A 21,351-nucleotide genomic window follows, 5' to 3' on the forward strand; every position below is an offset into this window, starting at 1 on the left:
GCATCACCAACGAGGTGAGCGGCGTGAACCGGGTGGTGCTGGATGTGACGTCCAAGCCCCCCGGCACCATCGAGTGGGAGTGATTCCGCGGGTCTCCGCACGGTCATCTGCGGCGTTGTCGGCGGTTGCGATACCTCCGGTATCGCGCCCTTCTCCGCCTTGCAGCTGACCGCGCGGAGACCCGCGGAACGTCAGGAACGGCTCCCTTCGAAGGGGGCCGTTTCTTGTTGAGGGGAGCGGGTGCGGAACGAGCCCCTGCGGGGCCGTTCCTGGTTGCAGGCAGTGGGGAACGAGCCCCTGCGGGGCCGTTCCCGGGTGCAGGTCGGGGAACGAGCTCAGGTGGCTGTTCAGGGAACGGGTGGCCGCGGTGCGGCCGGGGGATCGGTCAGGGGTGACCGGTGCCTGGCGAGGCATACCGAGTGGCGGTCAGGGGTTCGAGGCCCTGCGGGGACGTTCCGGGGGTGCCGATCGAGAGGCGGGCTTCTGCCGCGTGGTCGGGGAACGCGGGTCTGCGCTGGTCCGGGGGCCGTGGTGCAGGCGGAGGCGGCAGGCGCGCGAGCGCGGGTCAGGCGGGGGTGTCGAGCACGCCGATGAAGCGGGTGCCGATGCCGTCGTACTCGTCGCGGCGGTGGCCCTCGGGGTGGTGCGGCCAGGAGGCGGGGGAGTGGTCCTCGCAGACGAGGAACGTGAACTCGGGCCACCACTTCTTCGGGCGGGCGGCCTCGGAGCGGCCGCAGACGGCGCAGTCGAGGGTCACCCACACGGGACGCCTGCCGGTGCGGTTCGCGCGCGACTGGACGAGCCAGGCGGGCGGATCCTGCTCGAGGGCGGCGAGCTCCTCCTCCGACAGACGGGTGGGGATGCCGTGCCGCGTCGCCATCTCGAGGGGGATGTCGAGGCGCTGAGCGGCCTCGCGACGCGTGATCATCCGGCCACCCTAACCCAGCGCCGCACGCGGACCCCGAGGCCGCAGCGACGCGCGCGCGAGGAGCCACTCCAGCGGGCCCTGCCCCACGAGCCGCCTCCAGAGGAGAGCGGCGACGATCGAGCCGACCACGAAGACGCCGAGCAGCGTCCAGCTGCGCCACGCCTCGAAGTCGAACGGCTCGTACGGGACCAGATACACCGCCAGCGCCACGAGCTGCAGCGAGTAGATCGTCAGCGGCATCGCACCGACGGCCGCGATCGGAGTCGCCGCCCGTGCCAGGAGCGGCAGCCGCTGCAGCAGAGCCGTCAGCGCGCCGAGGACCACGCAGGCGACCCCGCCCGCCCCGAGGAGCTCGGCGGTGGTGCTGGCGTGCGCCTCCACCGCCTCCGGACCCCCGAGCAGCAGCCCGCCGCCGTAGCCGAGCGCGGCCGAGACGGCGCCGCCGACGACGACCCAGCGCTGGGTGGTCGCGGACCGGATGTCGCAGCGCGCGATCAGGAGGCCGAGCACCACGTACGCCAGCCACGACGGCACCGGGTAGTACTGGGTGAGCCAGATGAGGGGCTGCGCGGCCAGGAGCGCCTCGTCGGGCGACAGGGTCGAGAGCCAGGAGCCGCCGGCGCTGGTCAGCGCGTCGACCGCGAGGGGCCCGGCGATCGCCGCGGCCGCGACCAGCACGGCGAGGACCGCCCGCGGCAGGAAGAGCAGCAGCGCCGCGACGAGGAACATCACCCCGTAGTGCGGCAGGATCACCGCGATCGGCGTCCCGAGCAGGGTGAGGGCGACGCCGATGACGAGCAGGTACAGCCCGCGGAGCAGGATCGATCCCGTGTCGTGCCAGGGCCGCGAGGAGCGCTGTGCTCCGCCCGTCATCAGCCCGATCGACACTCCCGCCAGCACGGCGAAGAGGACGGAGCTGCGGCCGTTCCAGAGCATCTCGCTCTCGACCGGGGCGAGGTGGGCGGCGAACATGCCGAGGACGGCCAGGCCGCGTGCGACGTCGAGGCCGACGATCCGGGAGTCTGCGGCGCTCATCCCTCCATCGTGCCAGGCGCTCCCGGCAGTGCACCGGGAACGGCGCTGGGGCCGGGAACGACGACGGGCGCCCGACCCGGAGGTCGAGCGCCCGTCGGACGTGGTGCGCCGTGCTACTCGCGGAAGATCGCGACGAGGCGCAGGATCTCCAGGTACATCCAGACGACGGTGACCAGGATGCCGTAGGCGCCGGTCCAGCCGTAGATGCGGGGGAGGCGGTTGCGCACGCCCTGCTGGATGAACTCGAAGTCCATCACGAGCGAGTACGTGGCGAGCGCGACGGCGATGAGGCCGATCACGATGCCGATGAAGCCGGTGCGGAGGCCGAAGCCGCCGCCGACGCCGAAGAGGCCGAGGCCCAGGTTCACCAGCGAGAACACCGCGTAGCTGATCATGCCGATGAAGAAGATCTTGTTGAGCTTCGGCGAGGTGCGGATCTTGCCGTTCATGAACAGCGCCAGGGTGACGCCGATCACGATGACGGTCGCCATGAGGGCCTGGACGACCGCTCCGGCGTACGCGCTCTCGAAGAACTTCGAGATCGCGCCGACCGCGATGCCCTGGGTCGCGGCGTAGCCGAGGATCAGGGCGGGCGACGGCTGCTTCTTGAAGGCGTTGACGATGCCCAGCACCAGCGCGACGAGCACGGCGGGGAGCATCAGGCCCGGGACGAACCAGCCGACGGCCGCACCCGCGAGGAGCACGACGAAGGCGAGGGCGGTCTTGGCGAGGGTGTCCTCGACGGTCATCCGGTCGGTCTCGACGGAGCCGGCGGCCGGACGGGAGTACATCTGGTCGAGCGTGCCGGGGGAGACGTCCGGGAGGTCCTGCACGCGGCCGGCGTAGCCGCGGTTGCTGAACTCCGGGCGTCCGAAGGCCGGATTGTTGCTTGCCATGGTTCCTCTTCTCTCAGGTGCGCTGGTCTCCGAGGGAACTCGCGGATCTGAGTCGCTGTGGGTGCGGGGTGCGCCGCGGATCCGAGAGGACTGCGACGATGGACACCACCATATCTGAGAGCACCTCTCAGAGTCTGGCTGTTCTCTTCGAGCGGACCTCGACTCCGCTGCGAGCCGCGCAGTGCCGCCCGTAGGATCGCGGCATGCCCGCGCGTCAGTCACCGCTCGTCATCGGCCACCGCGGAGCGAGCGGCTACCGACCGGAGCACACCCGCTCCGCCTACGAGCTGGCGATCGCGCTGGGCGCCGATGCGCTCGAGCCCGATCTGGTGGCGACCCGCGACGGCGTGCTCGTCCTCCGCCACGAGAACGAGATCTCCGGCACGACGGACGTCGAGAAGCGCCCGGAGTTCGCTGCACGCCGCACCACCAAGCGGATCGACGGCCGCGAGATCACCGGCTGGTTCACCGAGGACTTCACCTGGGACGAGCTGTCGGAGCTGCGGGCCCGCGAGCGGCTGCCGGCGGTGCGCAGCTCCAGCGCCACGTTCGACGGCCAGTTCCCGCTGCTGCGCTTCAGCGAGCTGCTGGCGCTGCTGGACCGGGCGGCGGAGGACGATCCGCTCGCTCCGCCGGGGCTCGTCGCCGAGATCAAGCACGCGACGTACTTCGCCGGGATCGGGCTGCCGCTGGACGTGCTGCTGCGCGAGGAGCTCGCCGCCGCGGGCTGGGGTCCGCGCGACCAGCGGCTCACGATCGAGAGCTTCGAGAAGACCGTGCTGGAGCGGCTCGCGGTGAGCGGAGTCGGCACCCGCCGGATCTACCTGCTCGAGTCGCGCGGCGCCCCGCCCGACCTCGTGGCCGCCCACGGCGCCGACGCGGCCCCCTACTCCGCCTTCACCACGCCGGCGGGACTGCGGAACCTCGCCGGAGCCGTCGACGGGATCAGCGTCGACAAGAGCATGCTCTTCTCGCGGGACGCGGCCGGCCGGGCGACGGGGACCGGTCCGCTCGTCGAGGACGCGCACGCGGCCGGGCTCGAGGTCTACTGCTGGACGCTGCGCGCCGAGAACCGGTTCCTCGAGAAGGTGCACCGCCGCGGGAAGGACCCGGCGGAGTACGGCGGCTGGCAGGAGGAGTTCGCGATGATCCTCCGCTCGGGAGTGGACGGCGTCTTCGCCGACCAGCCCGATCTGGCGATCGAGGCGCGGGCGGCCGAGCAGGAGCGTCTGCTCCGCGGCTGAACCCGGATCGTGATCGGGCGCTCCTCCGGCGCGTGCCGAGCGGACGCGGAGGCTGCGCTGGCATCATCGGCTCACCACCGCCCGCCCGACCCTCGAGAGGAGGCCCCGTGTCCACCCGAGAGCGCATCACCCGCCGCTGGATCACCACCGCCGTCCTCGCCGTGATCGGCGTCGCCGTCGTCTACTGGCTCGCCGTGCTCACCCCTCAGGGCCAGGGCGTCGAGAACTCGGGGCTCCGGGGCGCCGACCTCGTCTTCGGCCGCGCCACCGGCGCCGCCGCGGGGGCGCTCGCGGACGTCACCCCGCTCTCCATGGTCGTCGGCGCCCTGCTCGTCGCGGCGATCGCACTGATCCGGAGGCGCCCGGCGCTCGCCGTCGCCTCCGTCGGCTCGATCGTCGTCACGGCCGGGCTCACCCAGCTGCTCAAGAACGTGGTCCTCGAGCGGCCCGAGCTGGTCGACACCGACTCCTGGTACACCGGCGGCAGCTTCCCGAGTGGGCACACCGCGGCGGCCGTCTCGGTGGTCTTCGCCCTGGCGATGGTCGTCCCCGGGCGCGCGCGGACCGTCGTGCTCGCGCTGGGCGGCGCGGTCGTGGTGCTGGTCGGCAACCTGACGATGGCCGCCTCCTGGCACCGGGCGAGCGACGTCCTCGGGGCCGACCTCGTCGCGCTCGCCTCCGCCTCCGCCGCCTGCGCGTGGCTGACCACCAGGGCCCAGGTGGGCCGAGCGCCGAAGAGGCCCGCGCGGCGCGGGGTGAACCGGTTGCTCCTGGTGTGCTCGGTGATCGTGGTGCTGCTGCTCGCGGCTCTCGCCGTCCAGGGCATCCAGTACTACCCCGACGACACGAAGGACCTCACCGCCTTCGCGCTCCTGCAGCTCCTGGCGGTGTCGACGTCGGCGCTCGCCGTGCTCGGCTTCTCCCTCGCGTGGCGCGGACTGGACGTCGGTGGGGCACTCACCTCGCCCGCGCCGCGTCAGCGGACCGCCTGACCGCTCCCGGTGTCGGAGGGGCGATCTACACTCAGAGGGACATGAGCTTCCTCTTCGATCCGAGCGACTCCCGCGCCACCCCGGTCATCGTCGGCCCCCCCGGCGGCCCCGGGGACGCGCCCCGCACCGACCCGGCGCACGAGCAGCTCGTCGCGGGGCTGAACCCCCAGCAGCGCGAGGCGGTCGAGTACCGCGGAGACGCGCTGCTCATCGTCGCGGGTGCGGGCTCGGGCAAGACCAGCGTCCTCACCCGGCGCATCGCGAGCCTCCTGGGCAACGGCGAGGCCTGGCCGAGCCAGATCCTCGCGATCACGTTCACCAACAAGGCCGCGGCCGAGATGCGCGAGCGCGTCGAGAAGCTGGTGGGGCAGAGCGCCGAGGGGATGTGGATCTCGACCTTCCACTCCGCGTGCGTGCGGATCCTGCGCCGCGAGGCCGAGAACTTCGGCATGACAAAGTCGTTCACGATCTACGACTCGGGCGATCAGCGCGCCCTGCTCAAGCGCATCGTGAAGGACCTCGAGGCCGACTCGCTCGGGATCACCGTCGCGAGCGCCTCCGCGAAGATCTCCAAGCTCAAGAACGAGCTCGCCGACGTCGACTCCTACGCCCGCACCGCGAACCTCAGCGACCCGAACGAGGAGATGTTCCTCCAGGTCTTCCGGGCCTACTCGCGGGCGCTCGAGGGGGCGAACGCGTTCGACTTCGACGACCTGATCGCGCAGACCGTCTACCTCTTCCGCGCCTTCCCGCACGTCGCCGCGAAGTACCAGCGGCGCTTCCGCCACGTGCTGGTCGACGAGTACCAGGACACGAACCACGCCCAGTACTCGCTGATCCACGAGCTGACCCGGCCCGTGCCGCCGGCGACGATGGCCGCGGCGCAGTTCGACCGCCCCTACCGCGGACCGGTCACGGCCGACGGCTCCATCCCGGGGGCCTCGCTCACCGTCGTCGGCGACTCGGACCAGTCGATCTACGCGTTCCGCGGCGCCGACATCCGCAACATCGTCGAGTTCGAGCGCGACTTCCCGGGCTGCCGCGTGATCCTGCTCGAGCAGAACTACCGCTCGACGCAGAACATCCTCTCGGCGGCCAACGCCGTCATCTCGAACAACTTCGACCGTCGCGCGAAGAACCTCTGGTCCTCCAGCGGCGACGGGGAGAAGATCGTCGGCTACACCGGGTACTCGGGTCACGACGAGGCGCAGTTCGTGGTCGACGAGATCGCCCGCCTGCACGCGGCGGGCACCGGCTACGACGAGATCGCGGTCTTCTACCGCACCAACGCGCAGACCCGCGCGCTGGAGGAGATCTTCATCCGCTCCGCGCTGCCCTACCGGATCCTGGGCGGCACGAAGTTCTACGAGCGCGCCGAGATCAAGGACGCACTGGCGTACCTGATCACGGTGGCGAACCCGGCCGACGTGCTGGCGCTGCGGCGCATCATGAACACTCCGAAGCGGGGCATCGGCCCCGCGACGGAGGCGCAGCTGCAGTCGTTCGCCGACACCAACGCGGTGACCCTGCGGGAGGCGATGCGCAACGCCGGCTCGCTCGGGATGGGCCCGAAGGTGACGAAGGCGATCGTCGACCTCGCGACCCTCCTCGACGAGTGCGCGCTGATGCTCGACCCCGCACGGGAGGGCGGCGAGGCGAAGGTGCACGAGGTGCTGACGGCGCTCCTCACCCGCAGCGGCTACCTCGACATGCTCCGCGCCAGCCGCGACCCGCAGGACGAGGCCCGCGCCGAGAACGTCGACGAGCTCATCGCCGTCACCAAGGAGTTCGCGCGCAACAACCCGGACGGCGGGCTCGTGGACTTCCTCACCGAGGTCTCGCTGGTCGCCGCGGCCGACGACCTCGACGACGACTCCGGCACCGTCTCGCTGATGACGCTGCACACGGCGAAGGGCCTCGAGTACGACGCCGTGTTCCTCACCGGCATCGAGGAGGACCTGCTCCCGCACCGCATCTCGGCGAACGAGCCCGGCGGCCCGGCCGAGGAGCGGCGGCTGTTCTACGTGGGGATCACCCGGGCCCGCAAGCGCCTCTACCTCTCGCTCGCGATGACCCGCGCGCAGTACGGCGAGACGTCGGTCGCGATGCCGAGCCGGTTCCTGCAGGAGATCCCGGGAGAGCTGATCCAGTGGCGCCAGTCGCCCGGCGCGGCGACCTCGCGCGGCGGCACGCAGCCCCGGGCCCTGAACGCTCAGCGGCCCGGCTTCGGCAAGTCGCGATCGAACACCGAGTTCCGGGAGGCGCTCGCCGCGGCGCCGAAGGCCAAGGGCGAGTTCCCGAACCGGATCACCGGCATGGTGCGCGACAACGGCGACCTCGAGCTGATCGCGGGCGACCGCATCCGGCACACCGACTTCGGTGAGGGGCGCGTGAACGCGGTGACGGGCGAGGGCTCGAAGCGCGTCGCGCACGTGCTCTTCGACCAGGTGGGCGCGAAGAAGCTGCTGATCAAGGTCGCGCCGATCGAGAAGATCTAGTCCGGTGGCGGCCGGATCGGCGGCCGCGCGGCTCGCGACGGAGGTGTTCTCCCCGGCGGTCCTCGCGGTGCTCGTGCCGGTCGTGGTCGGCGCGCGCGTCGCGGATCCGCCCCTGCTCGGCGTCGCCTGGGGAGCGCTCGCGGCGCTCTTCGTCGGCGTGGTGCCCTACCTCGTCATCCGCCTGCTGATGCGCACCGGCCGGATCCACGGCGACCATCACGTGCCCGACCGGCGCGAGCGGGCGCTGCCGATCGCGCTGGCGCTGGTGTCGATCGCGGCCGGCCTGGTACTGCTCGCCGTGCTCGGCGCTCCTGCCGCGGTGACCACGTTCGGCGTGGTGACGGTGGCCGTGGTGCTCGCCGTCGGCGTGGTCAACCTGGTCTGGAAGCTGTCCGGGCACGCGGCGGTGGTCGCCACCTGCGCCGTCGTCGTGCTGATCGCCTACGGACCGCTCTCCCTGCTGATCAGCGTGCCCATCGTCCTCTGGGTGCTCTGGTCGCGGGTGCGCCTCGGTGCGCACACCCCCGCTCAGGTCCTCGCGGGCGCCGCGGTCGGCACCGTCCTCGCCGGGACCGTCTGGTCCCTGCTCGGCTGACGTCCGTCCCTTCCCGTGTGCCCTCTGGTCGCCTTCCGCGAGATTCCACTCGAGTGGGAGGCACGCCGTGGCGGGCTCACCCGAGTGGCATCTCGCGGAAGGGGTCAGCCGGCGTAGCGCGCGACGAGCTCCCGCTTGAGGATCTTGCCGCTGGGCCCGAGCGGAAGGGCGTCGACGAACTCGACGCGGCGGGGGAACTTGAAGGCGGCGAGATGCTCGTTCGCGTAGGCGATCAGCTCCTCCGCGGTGGCGGTCGCCGACGGGGCGAGGATCACCGCGGCCATCACCTCCTGGCCGTGGCGCTCATCCGGGATCCCGAAGACCGCCGCGTTCTGCACGGCCGGGTGCCCGATCAGCACCTCCTCGACCTCGCGCGGGTACACGTTGTAGCCGTTGCGGATGATCATGTCCTTCGTGCGGTCGAGGATGCGGATGTAGTCCTCCTCGTCCTTCGTGCCCAGGTCGCCGGTGCGGAACCAGCCGTCGATCACCGCCTCCGCGGTCGCCGCCGGGTTGCCGAGGTACCCCTTCATCAGGTTGTGCCCGCGCACCACGATCTCGCCGAGCTCGCCCCGGGGGAGCAGCTCGACGCGGTCGGTCACGTCGGGGCGGGCGACCTCGACCTCGACGCCCCAGATCGGCGTGCCGACCGTGCCCGGCCGCGGCGGGACTCCGACGTGGTTGAAGGTGGCGACCGGGGAGGTCTCGGTGAGCCCGTAGCCCTCGTAGATCTCGACGCCGAACACCTCGCGGAAGCGCTCGATCACGGCGACGGGCAGGGCGGCGCCTCCCGAGACCGCGTAGCGCAGCGGCGGCCGGTCCTCGCGCCGGGTCGCGGCGTCGAGCAGGGCGACGTACATCGTGGGCACGCCCTCGAAGACCGTGCAGCCGTGGGCGATCATCGCCTCGAGCGCGGCGTCGCCGTCGAACTTCGGCACCAGGACGACCGTCGCGGCGGTGCGGAAGGCCGTGTTCATCGCGCAGACCTGCCCGAAGGTGTGGAAGAGCGGCAGCGCCCCGAGCACCACGTCGCCGCGGTGCAGGTCGAACGTGTTCATCAGCAGCACGTCCGACTGCGAGACGATCGCGAAGTGCGTCCCCTCCGCCCCCTTCGGGCGGCCGGTGGTGCCGCTGGTGTAGAGGATCGTCGCCGTGTCGGAGGGGGAGCGGGGCACGTAGCGGTCGATCGGGGTCGCCTCCGCGGCGAGGTCCTCCAGGCGCGGGAGGGGCGAGGCGGTGCCGTCGGGCACCATCACGCTCAGCACGGGAACGTCGGCGAGGTCCGCTCCGGCGGCCCCCTCGGCGAGCAGCGGAGCGGCGCACACGAGCGCGACGGCTCCGGAGTCGCGCAGGACGTAGGCGATCTCGTCGTGCTTGAGCAGGGCGTGCACGGGGACCACCACGGCGCCGAGCGCGAGGACGGCGAAGTAGCCGCGGGGGAAGTCGGGGACGTTCGGGACGAGCAGGGCCACGCGGTCGCCCGGTCCGATCCCCTGGGCGCGCAGGGCTCCGGCGTAGGCACGGGTCTGCCGCCAGAGGGTCGCGTAGTCGACGGCCTGCTCGCCGACGCGGATGGCGATCGTGTCAGGGGTGCGCCGCGCCGCCTCCGCCAGGATGGCCGCGACGGAGAGGGTGCCGAAGCCGGCGGCGGGCGGGGGAGCGGCGGGGGCCTCGGCCGTGCGGGGTTCGGTGATGCTCATCAGGGCTCCAGTCGTCGTTGACCGCCGCGGCGGATGCCGGGTGCTTCACCGTAGATCCGCCGAGAGGCCGCGTCGAGCGATCCGCATCGGATGTTCAGCACGGACGGGCGGGGAGTGCGCATCCCGGCGCCGAGCGGAAGGGGGTGCGGGAGGCGCGGGCGGCTGCCTACAGTCGGACTGCTGCGGCCCGGTCCCGCGGGTCGGACGACGGGAGGCGCGATGCGCGGCGAGGCGACGCTCTACACGGATGCGGTGGTGACGGCTCCGTTCGCCCTCGCGGTGATCGCAGAGGCGACCGGCTCGCGAGTGGTCGGCGCGCGGACCGCGGACGCGCACGTCCCGCTCTACAGCGGTCCGACGAGCGCGCGGGTCGAGATCGCGGGGTTCGGCGACAGCGTGCCGGTCACCGTCGACGTGCGCGACGAGCGCGGGATCGACGAGGCGCGTGCGGCCGCGCAGGCGCTCGGGCTGGAGCTCGCCGCCTACGCGGGCTGGGAGGTCGTGGCCGGCTTCTGAGCGTCGCGTCGGACCCGGGCGAGGTAGTAGCGGCTGGGCGCCGTCCTCACGATCGCGGGAAGCAGGCGGTAGACGGCGAAGGTGCGCGAGAGCGCCCGCTCGAACCGCGCCTCCTGCCGTGCGGTCCAGTGGAAGCCGAAGGGCTCGCGGAGCGCCGCCGGGAGCAGACCGGCGGTGATCAGGCGGAGGTAGGGGCCGAGCGGGCGCAGGTACCAGGCGGCGATGCTCGGGCCCAGCAGGTCGTGGGCGACCCGGCGGGCCGCGGGCGTGACCTCGAGGCGCTCCAGCTCCCGCTCCCAGTAGGCGTCGAACGCGGTGCGGGAGTCGGGCCAGAGGTCCGCGGGCATCTGCAGGGCCGCGCCGACGACGACGGAGCGGCGCACGATGTCGTCCGCCTCCTCCTTGCTCAGCGCACCGAAGGCGCCCTCGTAGAGCTGCAGCATCGACTGGGTGAGCGTCGCCGCGACCCAGCGCTGCAGCTCCGGGTCGAAGGCCGTGTAGCCGGGGCCGCGCACGGGCACGTGCGCCCTGTTCACGCGGCGGCGGACGGCGCGCACGTCCTCGGGAGTGCCGTAGTGCAGGACGTAGAGGTAGGAGAGCGTCCCGTGCAGGCGGTTCACGGCCCGGTGCACGAAGTCGGAGTGGTCGGCGACGCCCTGCCCGACCGCCGGGTGCGCGATCTGGAGGAGGATCGCGCGCGCGCCCGCCAGCAGGAACACGCCCTCGCGGAAGACGTCCGGGGTGCGGGAGGCCGACGACATGGCTCCACGCTACGCGGGAGCGGCCGGCGGAGGAGGAGCCGGTGCCCCCGGCGGGCGTCCGGCGGGCGCGGAGCGACCGCACGGGAAGCCCCCGGCGGGTGCGGAGTAGACTCGGCGCGGCCCAGGGACAGTGCCGAGACTCCGGCGTCGTCCGGGCCACCTCGAACTCGAAACGCAAGCGCGCTCGGCGCGGAATGGGAATGCAGCGTGGATCTCTTCGAATACCAGGCCCGTGATCTGTTCGAGAAGTACGGCGTCCCCGTGCTCCCGGGCATCGTCGCCGACACGCCGGAGGAGGTGCGCGCCGCGGCGGAGAAGCTGGGCGGCGTCACCGTCGTCAAGGCGCAGGTCAAGATCGGCGGCCGCGGCAAGGCGGGCGGCGTGAAGGTCGCGAAGACCCCCGAGGACGCGTTCGCCGCGGCGCAGTCGATCCTCGGCCTCGATATCAAGGGCCACGTCGTCAAGCGCGTCATGGTCGCCGGCGGTGCGCGCATCGACCGCGAGTTCTACTTCTCGGTGCTGCTGGACCGGGCCAACCGCTCCTACCTCTCGCTCACCTCCTACGAGGGCGGCATGGAGATCGAGCAGCTCGCCGTCGAGCGCCCCGACGCCCTCGCGCGCGTCGAGGTCGTCCCCGGCCAGGGCATCGACCAGGCCAAGGCCGAGGAGATCGCCCGCGCGGCGAAGTTCCCGGAGGAGCTGATCGCCAAGGTCGCGCCCGTCCTGGTGAAGCTCTACGACGTCTACACCGGCGAGGACGCCACGCTCGTCGAGGTGAACCCGCTCGTGCTCACCGAGGAGGGCGACATCGTCGCGCTCGACGGCAAGGTCTCGCTCGACGAGAACGCCGGCTTCCGCCACGCGGACCACGCCGCGCTCGAGGACAAGGACGCCGCCGACCCGCTCGAGGCGAAGGCCAAGGAGAACGACCTCAACTACGTGAAGCTCGACGGCGAGGTCGGCATCATCGGCAACGGCGCGGGCCTGGTCATGTCGACGCTCGACGTCGTCGCCTACGCCGGAGAGAGGCACAACGGCGTGAAGCCGGCCAACTTCCTCGACATTGGCGGCGGAGCCTCCGCCCAAGTGATGGCGAACGGCCTCGACGTGATCCTCGGCGACGAGCAGGTCAAGAGCGTCTTCGTCAACGTCTTCGGCGGCATCACCGCGTGCGACGCGGTCGCCAACGGCATCCTCCAGGCGCTCGAGATCCTCGGCGACTCGGCCACGAAGCCGCTCGTCGTCCGCCTCGACGGCAACAAGGTCGAGGAGGGCCGCGCGATCCTCCAGGCCGCCGCCAACCCGCTCATCACGCTCGCCGCGACCATGGACGAGGGCGCCGACAAGGCCGCCGAACTCGCCGCCGCGTAACGGACCCGACGACTCAAGGAATCAGAGAACAAGCATGTCGATCTTCCTCACCAAGGACTCCAAGGTCATCGTCCAGGGCATCACCGGCGGCGAGGGCACCAAGCACACCGCGCTGATGCTCAAGGCCGGCACGAACGTGGTCGGCGGCGTCAACGCCCGCAAGGCCGGCACGACCGTCACCCACGGCGACGTCGAGCTCCCCGTCTTCGGCACCGTGAAGGAGGCGATGGAGGCCACCGGCGCCGACGTCTCCATCGCGTTCGTGCCGCCCGCCTTCTCGAAGGACGCCGTCATCGAGGCGATCGACGCCGAGATCGGCCTCCTCGTCGTCATCACCGAGGGCATACCGGTGCAGGACTCCGCGGAGTTCTGGGCGTACGCGCAGGAGAAGGGGAACAAGACGCGGATCATCGGCCCCAACTGCCCCGGCATCATCACGCCGGGCGAGTCGCTCGTGGGCATCACCCCCGCGACGATCACCGGCAAGGGCCCGATCGGCCTCGTCTCGAAGTCGGGCACCCTGACCTACCAGATGATGTACGAGCTGCGCGACCTCGGCTTCTCGACCGCCATCGGCATCGGCGGCGACCCGATCATCGGCACGACGCACATCGACGCGCTCGCCGCGTTCGAGGCCGACCCCGAGACGAAGGCGATCGTGATGATCGGCGAGATCGGCGGCGACGCCGAGGAGCGCGCCGCGGACTTCATCAAGGCGAACGTCACGAAGCCCGTCGTCGGCTACGTCGCGGGCTTCACCGCCCCCGAGGGCAAGACGATGGGCCACGCCGGCGCCATCGTCTCCGGCTCGGCCGGCACCGCGCAGGCCAAGAAGGAGGCCCTCGAGGCCGCGGGCGTGAAGGTCGGCAAGACGCCCTCCGAGACGGCCGCCCTGCTCCGCGAGGTCTACGCGGCGCTCTAGCGCCCGTCCTCCCCGCACCACCGTCGGAACGGACGGTGCCCCTGCTCCGGCGGGCGGCGCCGTCCGTTCCGTCGTCGGGGCGGGTCCGGCCGGAGTAGCGTCGCAGCGTGACCCGCCGCCTCGGACTCGACCTGCTGACCTTCGTGCCGTACCCGGAGGGCCCCGAGCAGCCCGGCGACGCCGCGCGGAGCCTCGAGGACGGGCTGGCCCTGCTCGAGCTCGCCGAGGATCTCGGCTACGGCACCGGCTGGGTCCGCGTGCGGCACTTCGAGCGCTACCTCGCGTCTCCGATGACCTTCTTCGCGGCCGCCTCCCAGCGGACCCGCCGCCTCCGCCTCGGGACCGCGGTCATCGGCGCCCGCTACGAGTCGCCCGTGCGCCTCGCCGAGGACGCCGCGACCGTGGACCTGCTCTCGGGCGGACGCCTCGACCTCGGCGTCAGCAGCGGCTTCGCGCATCTCTCCTCCGTCTTCGACGGGGTGTTCGGGCAGGCCGAGCGCGACTTCCGCGAGGAGGCGCAGGAGCGCATCGCGCGACTCCGCGAGGCGCTCTCGGGCGCCGTGCTCGGCGTCGCGGAGTCGGCCCTGATGTCGGTCCCGGTCGGCGCTCCGCTGGTTCAGCAGCCGCACGCGCCCGGCCTCGCCGACCGGCTCTGGTACGGGGCGGGAACGGTGTCCTCCGCGGTCCGGGCAGGCGAGCAGGGCATGCACCTGCAGGTGTCCACGCTCAACACCGAGGAGACGGGCCTGCCGTTCGCCGAGCAGCAGGCGGTGCAGATCCGCGCCTACCGCGAGGCCTTCACCGCCGCGCACCCGGGGCGCACGTCGAGGGTGACGGCGGGCCGGATCGTGCTGCCGCTGCTCGACGCCGCCGACGAGGAGGCGCACCGCCCCTTCATCGAGGGCTACCTCGCGCGGATGGACGACGAGGGCCGCCCCCGCACGGCCGACCGGTCGATCATCGCCGCGCCGATGCGCTTCAGCCCCCTCCATGTCGGGAGCCCGGAGCGGATCGTCGCATCGCTCGCCGCGGATCCGGCGCTCGCGGAGGCGGACGCGCTCACGGTGACGCTCCCGGCGGTCGGCGGGGTGGAGTCGCACCGGCGCATCCTGCGCGCCGTCGCCGAGCGCATCGCCCCGCAGCTGGGCTGGACGCCCGGCGCCTGAGGATCAGCGCCGCGCGAGCAGTGCCCGGACGGGCCGCTGCAGCAGGAGCAGGAGCAGCCACCAGAGCCCGACCGACGGGACCAGCAGCGCCAGCGCCAGTGCGACGAGGAGCAGCGCGAAGGGCAGCAGGGCGGGCGCGAGCGGCAGGGGCCCTGCGCCGGGCCGCCTGAGCTCCGGGTGCCGGGAGAGGCGCAGCTCGATCAGGACCAGCGCCCCGCTCATCGCGGCCATCGTGCCGATGTAGAGCCCGATCGTCGCCCGGGAGTCCGGGAACAGCGCCAGCGCGCTCGTCGAGAACGGGAAGAACGCCAGCGCGGCCAGCCAGAGCAGGTCCAGCCATACCAGGGCGCCGTCGTAGTCCCCGGCGATCTCGAAGACGCGGTGGTGGGGGATCCAGAAGACGGCGATGACCGCGAAGGAGAGCGCGAAGGCGAGGACCGAGTCCAGGTGCTCCGCGAGCAGCGCCGGGACTCCGCCGCCCTCCCGGGCGACCTCGGGAGCCAGCTGCACCAGCGGCAGGACGAGGACGGTGATGGCGATGGCGGCGGTCGCGTCCGAGAAGTTGACGAGCCGGTCGAGCCCGCGCTCCGTCCGGCGGTGGGCCGCGCGTCCCCCGGGGCGCCCGCGGTGCACCAGGCGCTCGATCGGACCCGAGAGCAGGAGCAGCAGGAGCGCGAACATGTTGACGGCCGGCACCGCGACGGCGAGCACGAGGGCCGCGAGGAGGACGCCGATCACGATCAGCGACCTGAGAGGGAGCGCCGCGGCTCCGCCCCCGGGGCCAGGAGATCCGGATCGCGGCGCACGATGAGCTGCATCGCGAGGGTCGCCGCGCTCGCCGCGATCATCGTGCCGATGTAGAGCGCGATGACGCTGCCGTCGGTGTCGAGCACGTTCGAGATCAGGTTCGCCGCGAAGGGGAGCAGGACGACCGCGGCCAGCCAGACGAAGTTCGCGACGACGAGCGCGGGCGAGTACCGGGCCACGCCCTCGAAGACGGAGTGGTGGACCGCTCAGAGCCGTCCGATCACGGCGAACGTGATGAAGAAGGCGGAGAGGGTGCCGTAGTGACCGGTGAGGAGGGACCCCAGATCGGCCGCGCGGCCCTCCTCGACCACGTCGACCAGGGGGAGGACGAGGAACGTGATGGCGATGGCGACGACGGCGTCGGAGAAGTTCACGAGGCGGTCCAGGCCGCGCTCCGTCCGTGCGTCCGAGGTCCCCGTCATGGCTCCGACACTAGAGGGCCGGGCGGCGCGCCCCTGACCCGCCTCCGAGCGCGCCGCCGCTAGGCTCGTCAGGCCCATGAACCGGATCACCGTCGCCCTCCTCGCCGCCTTCGACGCCGCGCTGTCGGCGCTGATCGGGATCGCGATCCCGCTCGTCCCGCTGACCGTCCTCTGGGCCGTGCAGTACGACACGACGGTCGACTTCGGCGTGTTCTGGCGGGTCGCCGCCGACGCCTGGCTGCTCGGCCACGGGGCCGACCTGCAGGCGGCGCTGGCCCCCGACTCCGCCCTCGCCGTCGCGCTGCCCGGAGGCGCGGACGCCTTCCCGGTGACGATCGCTCCGCTGGCCTTCGCACTCCTCACCGTGCTGCTCGGCGCGCGCACTGGCCGCCGCGCCCAGGAGTCGCCGTTCCGGGCCATCGGCGTCCTCGTCGCGATCGCGACCTACCTGGCGATCGCGCTCCTGGTCTCGCTCGGATCCGCGGACCCGGCCGCCACCGTCGATCCCCTGCAGGGGACGCTGCTGCCGCCGCTCGTCTTCGCGCTGGGGGTGCTCGTCGGAGCAGCGCTCCACTCCGCCCGCAGCGACGAGGCCGACCCCCTCGGCGAGCTGGCCGCCTCCGCGCTCGACCGCGTCCCCGCGCCGGGGCCCGGGCTCGTCCTCGCGTCGCTGCGCGGGGGAGCGCTCGCCGCGGCCGGCGTGGTCGGAGTCGCGGCGGTGCTCGTCGCCGTGCTGCTGGTCGTGCACTACACCTCGGTCGTCGCGCTCTACGAGAGCCTCGGCGCCGAGGCGCTCGGCGGCCTGGCCCTCACTCTCGGGCAGCTGGCGTTCCTCCCGAACCTGGTGATCTGGGCGGCGAGCTGGCTGATCGGCCCGGGCTTCGCCCTCGGCACCGGCTCCTCCGTGAGCGCGGCCGGGACGCTGCTCGGACCGATCCCGTCGATCCCGGTCCTCGCCGCACTGCCCGCAGGGGACTCGGCCTTCGGATTCCTCGGGCTGCTCGTGCCGCTGCTCGCCGGGTTCGCCGCGGGATGGCGGCTGCGGCGCGGCGTGATCGAGGCGCTCGACGGACGCTCGCTTCTGCGCTGGGGCGCGGCCGCGGCCGGCGGGATCGGCGTGGTCGGCGGCCTGCTGCTCGGGCTCCTCGCCTGGTTCTCGGCGGGCGCCGCCGGGCCCGGGCGGCTCGCCCAGGTGGGCCCGGACCCGCTCGTCGTCGGGGCGGTCGCCGCCCTCGAGCTCGCGCTGGCCGCGGGCCTGGGCCTCGCCGCGGGCCGCAGCCGACGCGGCTGACGCCGGCGGAGGCGTCCCCCTAGACTTGCGCAGTGCTGAAGTTGGTCGTGCTCCTCTCCGGCGGCGGATCGAACCTCCGCGCCCTGCTGGACGCCACCGGCGACGAGGGCTTCCCCGCCCGCATCGTCGCGGTCGGCAGCGACACCGACGCCGAGGGCTTCCGCCACGCCGAGGAGCGCGGAGTCCCCGCCTTCACGGTCGCGCCGCGCGACTTCTCCTCCCGCGACGAGTGGGGCGCCGCCCTGCTCGGGCGCATCCGGGAGTGGGAGCCCGACCTCGTCGTCTGCGCGGGCTTCATGCGCATCCTGCCGCCCGTGGTGGTGGACGCGCTCAGCCCGCGGATGATCAACACGCATCCCGCCCTGCTGCCCCTCTTCCCCGGCGCCCACGCCGTCCGCGACGCCCTCGCCGCCGGCGCGACCGAGACCGGCGTCACCGTGCACGTGATCGACACCGGCGTCGACACGGGACCCGTCATCGCCCAGGAGAGCCTCGCCGTGCTCCCCGGCGAGAGCGAGGACGCGCTGCACGAGCGCATCAAGACCATCGAGCGTCGCCTGCTGGTGCAGACGGTGCTCGACATCGCCCACGGAACCGTCGACCTCGAGGAGCTCGCCCGCGCATGAGCATCACCGCCCACGACCCCAGCAGCTACGACGACCGCGACCGGGTCCCCGTCCGCCGGGCGCTGATCTCGGTCAGCGACAAGACCGGCCTGCTCGAGCTCGGAGCGGCGCTCGCCGCGGCCGGCGTCGAGCTCGTCTCCACCGGCTCGACCGCAGCGACCCTCCGCGGCGCCGGCCACGAGGTCACCGACGTCTCGGCCGTCACCGGGTTCCCGGAGTCGCTCGACGGCCGCGTGAAGACGCTGCACCCGGCCGTGCACGCGGGCATCCTCGCCGACCTGAGGCTCGCCTCGCACCGCGAGCAGCTGGAGCAGCTCGACATCGCCGCGTTCGAGCTGGTCGTGGTGAACCTGTACCCGTTCCGCGAGACCGTTGCCGGCGGCGCCGACGCGGCGACCGTGGTCGAGAACATCGACATCGGGGGCCCGGCCCTCGTCCGCGCCTCCGCGAAGAACCACGCGAACGTCGCGATCGTCGTCGATCCGGCCGACTACTCCGGGATCGCGACCGCCCTCGCCGACGGCGGCACGACGCTCGCCGCGCGCCGCACCCTGGCGGCCCGCGCCTTCGCGCACACCGCCTCCTACGACTCCGCCGTCGCCGCCTGGTTCGCCGGGCAGGAGGCGGCCGAGGGCGTCGAGGGCTCGGTCGAGATCCGCGGGACCCTGCAGCAGGTCCTCCGCTACGGCGAGAACTCGCACCAGAAGGCGGCCCTCTACGTCTCGCCCGACGGCACCGGCATCGCGCAGGCGACGCAGCTGCACGGCAAGGAGATGTCCTACAACAACTACGTCGACGCCGACGCGGCCGTCCGCGCGGCGTACGACTTCGTACTGCCCGCCGTCGCGATCATCAAGCACGCGAACCCGTGCGGCATCGCGATCGCGAGCTCGAAGGCGATCGACCCCATCGCCTCCGCCCACCGCCGCGCCCACGAGTGCGACCCGGTGTCGGCCTTCGGCGGCGTCATCGCCGCGAACCGGCCCGTCACCCTCGCCATGGCCGAGACGGTGAAGGAGATCTTCACCGAGGTGCTCGTCGCCCCCGGCTTCGAGCCCGAGGCGCTCGAGGTGCTGAAGACCAAGAAGAACCTGCGCCTGCTGCAGCTCCCCGCCTTCTACGCCCCCGTCGAGCGCGAGTTCAAGCAGATCTCCGGCGGCCTGCTGCTGCAGGAGCCGGACCGCTTCATCGGCGGCCCCGGCGAGGTCAGCTCCGGCTGGCAGCTCGTCGCCGGCGAGCCCGCCGACGCCGACACGATGCTCGACCTCGAGTTCGCGTGGAAGGCCTGCCGCGCCGTCAAGTCGAACGCGATCCTCCTCGCCAAGGGCGGCGCCTCCGTCGGCGTCGGCATGGGCCAGGTCAACCGCGTCGACTCCTGCCACCTCGCCGTCACCCGCGCTGGCGACCGCGCCGCCGGCTCCGTCGCGGCCTCCGACGCGTTCTTCCCCTTCGCTGACGGCCTCGAGGTGCTCCTCGCCGCCGGCGTGAAGGCCGTCGTCCAGCCCGGCGGGTCCGTCCGCGACGCCGAGGTCATCGACGCGGCCGCCCGCGCCGGCGTCACGATGTACACGACGGGGGAGCGGCACTTCTTCCACTGAGTGACGGGCGCTCCGCGCCCGTCACTCAGGTGCTTGTCTTCCCCGCCGCTCCTTGCGCGGCGGGGCGCGGTCGGCTCGGCGACGGGGTGCGTTCCGTGGAGCGGGGTGCGTCGCCGGTCGCGGGAATCGCTTGGCACGCGATTCCCGCTGAACCGGCTCTGCCTTGCGGTGCTCGTCTTCCCCGCCGCTCCCTGCGCGGCGGGGCGCGGTCGGCTTCGCGACGGGGTGCGTTCCGTGGAGCGGGGTGCGTCGCCGACCGCGTGAATCGCTTGGCACGCGATTCCCGCTGAGTCGGCTCTGCCTCGGCGTGTTCGTCTTCCCCGCCGCTCCCTGCGCGGCGGGGCGCGGTCGGCTTCGCGACGGGGTGCGTTCCGTAGAGCGGGTAGCGTCGCCGACCGCGTGAATCGCTTGGCACGCGATTCCCGCTGAAAGTGCTCTGCTTTGCGGTGGGCGGCTCTTAGGGGGCTGCTAGGGGATCGACAGGCGAGGCGCGGGCGGGGGCGCGTAGGGTCGCCGGGTGCCTTCCGACTCGACGCCCGCGTCCACTCCCGACACCCCGACCGCAGCGACCACCACCGCCCCGAACCGGGACCGCGCGCCCGGGACGGGCCGCCGGATCCTCGTCGCGCTGCTCGCCGCCGCGGCGACCGCGCTCGTGGCGCACCTCGCCAACCTGCTGGCCTTCTTCATCGGCAACCAGCTGCAGCCCGGCTCCATCCCGCAGGTCAACGCCTACTTCCTGCTCTCGAGCGTGCTCGGCTTCGTGGTCGTCCTCGTCCTCGCCGTCGCGGGGACGCTCGGACGCACCTGGAGCGCCGCCCTCGCGGGACTCGTCGCGGGCGTGGTCGGAGCCGTGTTCGGCACGCTAGTCCAAGCCAGCGCCACCGGCGAGGCCGTCACGGGCGCCGTCTGGGCCTCCATCTTCCAGACCTTCGCCGGACTCAACCTCGTCTTCCTGCTCGCGTTCACCGTCTCGGCAGCGAGCGTCGGCCACACGCTCTGGAATCGCCTCCGCACCACGGGCGCTGCGGCCGCCGTCGTCACCGACCGCCGCATCGCGATCGTCCGGGCCCCGGCCGCCGACCTCTCGGCGGGCGAGCTCACCCACCTCGAGCGCGTCCCCGTCGACCAGCAGCGCGCCCAGCAGCAGTGGGAGGCGTACGTCGACCTGCTCGAGCGGGCCGGCTGGGAGACGGTCGAGGCCGCACCGGCGCCCGGACTCGCCGACTCCGTCTTCCTCGAGGACGCGGTCGTCGTCTTCGGTGACCACGCCGTGATCGCCCGGTCCGGAGCGGAGTCCCGCCGCGGAGAGACGGCAGGCGCCGAGGAGGCCGTCCGCGCCCTCGGCCTGACGGTCGACCGCATCGAGGAGCCGGGCACGCTCGACGGCGGCGACGTCCTCAAGGTGGGATCGACGGTCTACGTCGGCCGCGGAGGCCGGACCGACGCCGCGGGGGTCGCCCAGCTGCGCGCGATCCTCCGGCCCCGCGGGTACGACGTCGTCGCGGTCCCGCTGACGAAGGTGCTGCACCTCAAGAGTGCCGTGACCGCGCTGCCCGACGGCACGGTCATCGGCTGGGAGCCGGTCGTCGACGAGCCGCGCCTGTTCCCCTCCTTTCTGCCGATGCCCGAGGAGCCGGGCGCCCACGTGGTCGTCCTCGACGACGACACCCTCCTGATGGCCGCCTCCGCTCCCCGGAGCGCCGAGCTGCTGCGGAGCCTGGGCTACCGCGTCCTCACCGTGGACGTCTCGGAGTTCGAGAAGCTCGAGGGCTGCGTCACCTGCCTCTCGGTCCGCGTCCGCTGACGGCGGAGGCGGGGGGAACCGCCGGATCGCGGCGGCCGCTGGACGGAGCACATAGCCCGGGTATAGCCTTCAAGGCTGCCCGGAGCTCTCCGGCCCGGTGGCACCTCCCGCCTCCCCGCCCACCCGGCAGGGCGGGAGCGGACACGGCGGAGGGCTTTCGCGACGAGGGCGGGGCC

Annotated in this window: 21 protein-coding genes; 13 read left to right on the forward strand and 8 right to left on the reverse strand. The window is 72.8% G+C overall.

Annotation, left to right across the window (positions count from 1 at the left end; all coding sequences use genetic code 11):
• Positions 1–83, forward strand: an 83-nt coding sequence (locus C5C33_RS16085; protein ID WP_146085806.1) for a hypothetical protein, incomplete at its 5' end; no start/stop codon positions are given.
• Positions 84–565: 482 nt separating this feature from the next.
• Here C5C33_RS16085 and C5C33_RS16090 read toward each other — a convergent pair.
• The 3 genes from C5C33_RS16090 to C5C33_RS16100 form a co-directional block, all read right to left on the reverse strand.
• The gene (locus C5C33_RS16090) at positions 566–928 is read right to left on the reverse strand and encodes a DUF5997 family protein (RefSeq protein WP_104224739.1); all 363 of its coding nucleotides are present in this window, start codon (positions 926–928) and stop codon (positions 566–568) included.
• Positions 929–937: 9 nt separating this feature from the next.
• Entirely contained in the window at positions 938–1,963 is a 1,026-nt protein-coding gene (locus C5C33_RS16095) for a DUF418 domain-containing protein (protein WP_104261604.1), read from the reverse strand.
• 113 nt (positions 1,964–2,076) lie between these two features.
• Positions 2,077–2,859: a Bax inhibitor-1/YccA family protein gene (locus C5C33_RS16100; RefSeq protein WP_104224741.1), complete on the reverse strand. Its 783-nt coding sequence runs from the start codon at positions 2,857–2,859 to the stop codon at positions 2,077–2,079.
• A 203-nt stretch (positions 2,860–3,062) separates the two neighbouring features.
• Here C5C33_RS16100 and C5C33_RS16105 point away from each other — a divergent pair, with 203 nt between their 5' ends.
• From C5C33_RS16105 to C5C33_RS16120, 4 genes are all read left to right on the forward strand, one after another.
• A complete protein-coding gene (locus C5C33_RS16105; RefSeq protein WP_104261605.1) occupies positions 3,063–4,103 on the forward strand; it encodes a glycerophosphodiester phosphodiesterase family protein in 1,041 nt (346 codons plus the stop codon).
• 107 nt (positions 4,104–4,210) lie between these two features.
• On the forward strand, positions 4,211–5,095 hold the full coding sequence (locus C5C33_RS16110) for a phosphatase PAP2 family protein (protein WP_104261606.1): 885 nt from the start codon (positions 4,211–4,213) through the stop codon (positions 5,093–5,095).
• A 41-nt stretch (positions 5,096–5,136) separates the two neighbouring features.
• Complete coding sequence (locus tag C5C33_RS16115; protein ID WP_104261607.1) at positions 5,137–7,593, forward strand: ATP-dependent helicase; 2,457 nt, start codon at positions 5,137–5,139, stop codon at positions 7,591–7,593.
• 4 nt (positions 7,594–7,597) lie between these two features.
• Entirely contained in the window at positions 7,598–8,188 is a 591-nt protein-coding gene (locus C5C33_RS16120; protein WP_104227299.1) for a phosphatase PAP2 family protein, read from the forward strand.
• 104 nt (positions 8,189–8,292) lie between these two features.
• Here the strand turns inward: C5C33_RS16120 and C5C33_RS16125 are convergent, their stop codons facing one another.
• Positions 8,293–9,888: a long-chain fatty acid--CoA ligase gene (locus C5C33_RS16125; protein WP_104261608.1), complete on the reverse strand. Its 1,596-nt coding sequence runs from the start codon at positions 9,886–9,888 to the stop codon at positions 8,293–8,295.
• 219 nt (positions 9,889–10,107) lie between these two features.
• On the opposite strand from C5C33_RS16125, the gene C5C33_RS16130 reads away from it, so the two are divergent.
• Complete coding sequence (locus tag C5C33_RS16130) at positions 10,108–10,404, forward strand: hypothetical protein (RefSeq protein WP_104224926.1); 297 nt, start codon at positions 10,108–10,110, stop codon at positions 10,402–10,404.
• Here C5C33_RS16130 and C5C33_RS16135 read toward each other — a convergent pair.
• Positions 10,371–11,165, reverse strand: a complete 795-nt coding sequence (locus C5C33_RS16135; protein ID WP_104261609.1) for an oxygenase MpaB family protein — start codon at positions 11,163–11,165, stop codon at positions 10,371–10,373. The genes C5C33_RS16130 and C5C33_RS16135 overlap by 34 nt on opposite strands.
• A gap of 207 nt (positions 11,166–11,372) precedes the next feature.
• Here C5C33_RS16135 and sucC point away from each other — a divergent pair, with 207 nt between their 5' ends.
• From sucC to C5C33_RS16150, 3 genes are all read left to right on the forward strand, one after another.
• On the forward strand, positions 11,373–12,536 hold the full coding sequence (gene sucC, locus C5C33_RS16140; protein ID WP_104224928.1) for an ADP-forming succinate--CoA ligase subunit beta: 1,164 nt from the start codon (positions 11,373–11,375) through the stop codon (positions 12,534–12,536).
• A 34-nt stretch (positions 12,537–12,570) separates the two neighbouring features.
• Positions 12,571–13,458 (forward strand): succinate--CoA ligase subunit alpha, encoded by an 888-nt coding sequence (gene sucD / locus C5C33_RS16145; protein WP_104224929.1) that lies wholly within the window; start codon positions 12,571–12,573, stop codon positions 13,456–13,458.
• Between the two features lie 107 nt (positions 13,459–13,565).
• Positions 13,566–14,624: an LLM class flavin-dependent oxidoreductase gene (locus C5C33_RS16150; RefSeq protein ID WP_104261610.1), complete on the forward strand. Its 1,059-nt coding sequence runs from the start codon at positions 13,566–13,568 to the stop codon at positions 14,622–14,624.
• 3 nt (positions 14,625–14,627) lie between these two features.
• On the opposite strand, the gene C5C33_RS16155 is transcribed toward C5C33_RS16150, so the two are convergent.
• From C5C33_RS16155 to C5C33_RS16165, 3 genes are read right to left on the reverse strand one after another with little or no spacing between them, the layout of a single operon-like run.
• Complete coding sequence (locus tag C5C33_RS16155) at positions 14,628–15,362, reverse strand: TMEM175 family protein (RefSeq protein WP_104261611.1); 735 nt, start codon at positions 15,360–15,362, stop codon at positions 14,628–14,630.
• Positions 15,363–15,364: 2 nt separating this feature from the next.
• Positions 15,365–15,610, reverse strand: a complete 246-nt coding sequence (locus tag C5C33_RS16160) for a hypothetical protein (protein WP_104261612.1) — start codon at positions 15,608–15,610, stop codon at positions 15,365–15,367.
• A 27-nt stretch (positions 15,611–15,637) separates the two neighbouring features.
• Positions 15,638–15,853 carry a TMEM175 family protein gene (locus C5C33_RS16165; RefSeq protein ID WP_181131418.1) on the reverse strand — a complete coding sequence of 72 codons (216 nt, stop codon included), beginning with the start codon at positions 15,851–15,853 and terminating at the stop codon, positions 15,638–15,640.
• 76 nt (positions 15,854–15,929) lie between these two features.
• On the opposite strand from C5C33_RS16165, the gene C5C33_RS16170 reads away from it, so the two are divergent.
• The 4 genes from C5C33_RS16170 (at position 15,930) to ddaH (ending at position 21,175) form a co-directional block, all read left to right on the forward strand.
• The gene (locus C5C33_RS16170; protein ID WP_104227293.1) at positions 15,930–17,144 is read left to right on the forward strand and encodes a DUF6350 family protein; all 1,215 of its coding nucleotides are present in this window, start codon (positions 15,930–15,932) and stop codon (positions 17,142–17,144) included.
• Between the two features lie 32 nt (positions 17,145–17,176).
• Positions 17,177–17,770: a phosphoribosylglycinamide formyltransferase gene (purN, locus tag C5C33_RS16175; RefSeq protein ID WP_104224933.1), complete on the forward strand. Its 594-nt coding sequence runs from the start codon at positions 17,177–17,179 to the stop codon at positions 17,768–17,770.
• On the forward strand, positions 17,767–19,368 hold the full coding sequence (purH, locus tag C5C33_RS16180) for a bifunctional phosphoribosylaminoimidazolecarboxamide formyltransferase/IMP cyclohydrolase (protein WP_104248131.1): 1,602 nt from the start codon (positions 17,767–17,769) through the stop codon (positions 19,366–19,368). The genes purN and purH overlap by 4 nt, the downstream gene beginning before the upstream one ends.
• 517 nt (positions 19,369–19,885) lie before the next feature.
• Complete coding sequence (gene ddaH, locus C5C33_RS19160; protein ID WP_104261614.1) at positions 19,886–21,175, forward strand: dimethylargininase; 1,290 nt, start codon at positions 19,886–19,888, stop codon at positions 21,173–21,175.
• The last annotated feature ends 176 nt before the right edge of the window (positions 21,176–21,351 follow it).

This window comes from Rathayibacter sp. AY1H3 (genome assembly GCF_002932015.1).

What these genes read in the sequence shown, in the direction of transcription:
- C5C33_RS16090 (WP_104224739.1), bottom strand. Translation starts at nt 928, where the DNA reads ATGATCACGCGTCGCGAGGCCGCTCAGCGCCTCGACATCCCCCTCGAG.
- C5C33_RS16095 (WP_104261604.1), bottom strand. Translation starts at nt 1,963, where the DNA reads ATGAGCGCCGCAGACTCCCGGATCGTCGGCCTCGACGTCGCACGCGGC.
- C5C33_RS16100 (WP_104224741.1), bottom strand. Translation starts at nt 2,859, where the DNA reads ATGGCAAGCAACAATCCGGCCTTCGGACGCCCGGAGTTCAGCAACCGC.
- C5C33_RS16105 (WP_104261605.1), top strand. Translation starts at nt 3,063, where the DNA reads ATGCCCGCGCGTCAGTCACCGCTCGTCATCGGCCACCGCGGAGCGAGC.
- C5C33_RS16115 (WP_104261607.1), top strand. Translation starts at nt 5,137, where the DNA reads ATGAGCTTCCTCTTCGATCCGAGCGACTCCCGCGCCACCCCGGTCATC.
- C5C33_RS16125 (WP_104261608.1), bottom strand. Translation starts at nt 9,888, where the DNA reads ATGAGCATCACCGAACCCCGCACGGCCGAGGCCCCCGCCGCTCCCCCG.
- C5C33_RS16130 (WP_104224926.1), top strand. Translation starts at nt 10,108, where the DNA reads ATGCGCGGCGAGGCGACGCTCTACACGGATGCGGTGGTGACGGCTCCG.
- C5C33_RS16135 (WP_104261609.1), bottom strand. Translation starts at nt 11,165, where the DNA reads ATGTCGTCGGCCTCCCGCACCCCGGACGTCTTCCGCGAGGGCGTGTTC.
- sucD (WP_104224929.1), top strand. Translation starts at nt 12,571, where the DNA reads ATGTCGATCTTCCTCACCAAGGACTCCAAGGTCATCGTCCAGGGCATC.
- C5C33_RS16165 (WP_181131418.1), bottom strand. Translation starts at nt 15,853, where the DNA reads ATGACGGGGACCTCGGACGCACGGACGGAGCGCGGCCTGGACCGCCTC.
- C5C33_RS16170 (WP_104227293.1), top strand. Translation starts at nt 15,930, where the DNA reads ATGAACCGGATCACCGTCGCCCTCCTCGCCGCCTTCGACGCCGCGCTG.
- purH (WP_104248131.1), top strand. Translation starts at nt 17,767, where the DNA reads ATGAGCATCACCGCCCACGACCCCAGCAGCTACGACGACCGCGACCGG.